Here is a 3,093-nt window from a genome sequence, read left to right as displayed (position 1 = left end):
GGGGCGGAGGAGGGTTTTGCCGGTGACGGCGCGCGCTTCGATGGCGGCGTGCGCCTCGGCTGCCGACTCCAGCGGGAACGTCGCGCCGATGACAGGCCGCAGGCGACCGGTCGCGGCCAGGTCGAGTGCCTGCCGGGACAGCTCGCGCAGGTCCGTCGCGGGCCAGGCGACCGCTGTCACGCGCGGGTCGGGCGTCGTCATCGGGCCGCCCGCCATGCCGTACACGCTGAGTCTGCCGCCGTCCTTGAGCAGCCCCTGCGCGGCCGTCCCGATCTCGCCGCCGACGCCGTCGAAGACCACGTCCAGCCCGCCGGTGGCCGTGCGGACCAGCCGCGCCCAGTCCGGGCCGGTGTAGTCGACGGTCAGTTCGGCGCCCAGGCCGGCGGCGAGGTCGCGCTTGGCGGCGCTGCTCGCGGCGCCGACGACGCGGGCCCCCGCGTCGCGGGCGAGCTGCACGAGCAGGCTGCCCACGCCGCCGCCCGCGGCCTCCACCAGCACCCATTCGCCGGGCCTGGGCGCGGCGGCGGTCGCCAGGCCGACGGCGGTGCGTCCGTCGGCGAGCAGCGCCACCGCCGCCTCGGGCGACAGGTTCTCCGGCAGAGTGATCAGGTCATCGGCGCCGGCCACCGCCAGCTCGGCGTAACCCCCGTAGCCGCCCAGCGTGCTCACGACCCGCGTGCCGGCCAGCGCGGGGTCGACGCCCTCTCCGGTGGAGAGCACGGCGCCCGCCACGCCGTTGCCCAGGATCGCGGGCAGTTCGGCAGGCCGCGGCCCGCGTCCGGCGCGTACCTGTGTCTCCACGAACGTGATGCCCGCCACCATGACCTCGATCAGCACCTGCCCGGGCCCGAGGACCGGGTCGGGCACCTTCTCCAGGACCAGCGCCTCCGGTCCGCCGCACTCCCGTACCACCACCGCGCGCATGCCACAACCTTCCCCTAACGCAGCATTTCACTGCGTCCAGTGTAACGGAGCGCTGCGCTCCGCAATATTCTGGACCCCATGGACAGACGCGGCCGGCAGGCCGAGGCGGCACGCAACGACCTGCGCCTGTTGCGGGCCGCGCACGAGGTGTTCACGACGCAGGGCTTCGACGCGCCCGTCTCGGCCATCGCCAAGGCGGCGGGCGTGGGCATGGGCAGCCTCTACCGCCGCTACCGCACCAAGGAGGAGCTGCTCCAGCGCCTGTGCCTGATCGCTATGGAGCGTGCCGCGGCGGCGGCCCAGGACGGGCTGGCCGAGGCAGATCCGTGGGACGGCCTGGTCCTGTACATACGCACGTGCGTGGAGTTCCGTTCCGGAGCGCTGGCCCCCATCGCGGGCACCATCGAGGTGACCGCCGAGATGTGGCGGTTGGCCAGGCTGGCGGAGGAGACCGCCGACCGGCTCGTCACCAGGGCGCATGAGGCGGGCGTCCTCAGGAGCGACGTGACGGCGCTGGACATCTCGCTGCTCATGGAGCAGTTCAGCCGCCCGGCTCCCGGCCCGCCCGACGAGGAGCACCGCAAGGTCAGGGAACGCCTGCTGACCGTCGCCCTCGACGGCCTGCGCGCGCCCGGCGCCACCCGGCTGCCAGGCGACCCACCGAGCGTCGAGTGGTACGAAGGACGATGGGGCAAGGCGCCGTAGGTCTACGGTGGGGTGCGTGTCGTTCAACGAACTGCTCCGTGACCTCGATGTCAGCGCCAGCGTCCAGGCCGCGGGCATCAGGCGCGGCTACGGCGGGCCGCCCGCCCGCCAGGTGAGCGTCAGGTCGGGCATGGCGCGCCTGCGCTGCGCCTCCCTGCTCAAGCCCCTGTACGCGTGGGTGAGCGCGGACCACGTCGCCGACGCCGAGCGGTGGCGCCGCCACGCCGAGCCCGCCGTCGTCATCTCGTCGAACGCCGACACGCTCAGCCTCTGGCTGGCCATCGGCCCCGGCGTCATCCTCGATGACATCCGCCGGCGCACGGGCGTGGCCTGGTCCCCGCCGAACGGCGACCCGTCCAGGTTCGGCTCGGTCGAGGTGGCCGCCGACGAGGTCGCGACCGCGTACGCGGTGCTCGCCCAGGCCGGCGCGGCGGGCGATCCGGCCGCGGCCACCGTCATGGAGTGGATGCGGCAGGTCGAGGGGCCGCAGACGTTCGGCGTGCGCGAGGCGGCGCGCTCGCCGGAAGCGGCGGTCAAGTGCGGCTGGTACGGCGCCCCCGACGAGACCTGCCTGCGCACGCACGCCGTGACCGTCCCGCCCAGGGGCGGCACGCGCACCACTGTGGCCGTGGCGCTGACGGCGCTGCCCTACACCGGCCCGCGTGAACGCGCGGTCTACCAGGAACAGGTCAACGAGGGGCTGTCAGTGGAGGCCGAGCACGAGAAGGTGTCCGGGGCGCTGTTGCGCGGGCTGCTGGCGGCGACGCTCGCGGAGCTGGGCCACTCGCCGGGGGGCGACGCGTGAGGTTCACGGTGCTGGGCGGGTGCGGCGCCTGGCCGGCGGCGGGTCAGGCGTGCAGCGGCTACGTCGTCGAGGAGGAGGGCTTCCTAATCTACGTCGACCCCGGCTACGCCACGCTGCCCCGGCTGCTGGAGCGGTGGCCCGCCGGAGAGGTCGACGCGGTGATCGTCACCCACGGCCACCCCGACCACTGCGCCGACCTCAACCCGTTGCTGCGCGCCCGCGCGCTCGCCGGCCGGCCCGCTCCTCCGCTGCCCGTCCACGCTCCGCCGGGCGCGCTCGACCTCGTCCTGGCGCTGGACCGGCGCATGCTGGCCGGTAGCTTCGTGGCGCACGACCTGGCGCCCGGCGTTCCGCAGGAGCTCGGGCCGTTCCGTCTCGACGCGTTCGACCTGCCGCACCACGTGCCCAACGCGGGGCTGCGGCTGAGCGCCGGGGACCTGGCGATCGCCTACACCGGCGACACGGGCCCGTCCGGCTCGTTGGTGGCATTGGCGAAGGACGCGGACCTGCTCGTGGCAGAAGCGACCTATCCGGAAAGGGTGCCAGAGGAGGATGCGCCTTACCTGTCCAGCGCTCTCGACGCGGGCCGCACCGCGGCGTCAGCCGACGCGGCCCGGCTGCTGCTCACCCACCTGTGGCCGGACACCCCGCCCGAGCCC

4 protein-coding genes are annotated in these 3,093 nt (G+C 74.5%); 3 read left to right on the top strand and 1 reads right to left on the bottom strand.

What is annotated here, in order from left to right:
- Positions 1–924 (bottom strand): zinc-binding dehydrogenase (locus tag E1267_RS43240; RefSeq protein WP_132342047.1); only part of this gene is annotated, 924 nt, incomplete at its 3' end.
- A gap of 78 nt (positions 925–1,002) precedes the next feature.
- Here E1267_RS43240 and E1267_RS43235 point away from each other — a divergent pair.
- The 3 genes from E1267_RS43235 to E1267_RS43225 form a co-directional block, all read left to right on the top strand.
- On the top strand, positions 1,003–1,629 hold the full coding sequence (locus E1267_RS43235; protein WP_220449952.1) for a TetR/AcrR family transcriptional regulator: 627 nt from the start codon (positions 1,003–1,005) through the stop codon (positions 1,627–1,629).
- Between the two features lie 16 nt (positions 1,630–1,645).
- Positions 1,646–2,434: a hypothetical protein gene (locus E1267_RS43230; protein WP_132342045.1), complete on the top strand. Its 789-nt coding sequence runs from the start codon at positions 1,646–1,648 to the stop codon at positions 2,432–2,434.
- A partial coding sequence (locus tag E1267_RS43225) for an MBL fold metallo-hydrolase (protein WP_132342043.1) occupies positions 2,431–3,093 on the top strand: 663 nt, incomplete at its 3' end. The genes E1267_RS43230 and E1267_RS43225, both read left to right, overlap by 4 nt.

The sequence above is a fragment of the Nonomuraea longispora genome (assembly GCF_004348345.1).
Lineage (GTDB): Bacteria > Actinomycetota > Actinomycetes > Streptosporangiales > Streptosporangiaceae > Nonomuraea > Nonomuraea longispora.
This window is presented reverse-complemented; position numbering and strand designations above follow the sequence as displayed.

Coding starts and splice junctions, on each gene's coding strand:
- E1267_RS43235 (WP_220449952.1), top strand. CDS start 1,003: ATGGACAGACGCGGCCGGCAGGCCGAGGCGGCACGCAACGACCTGCGC.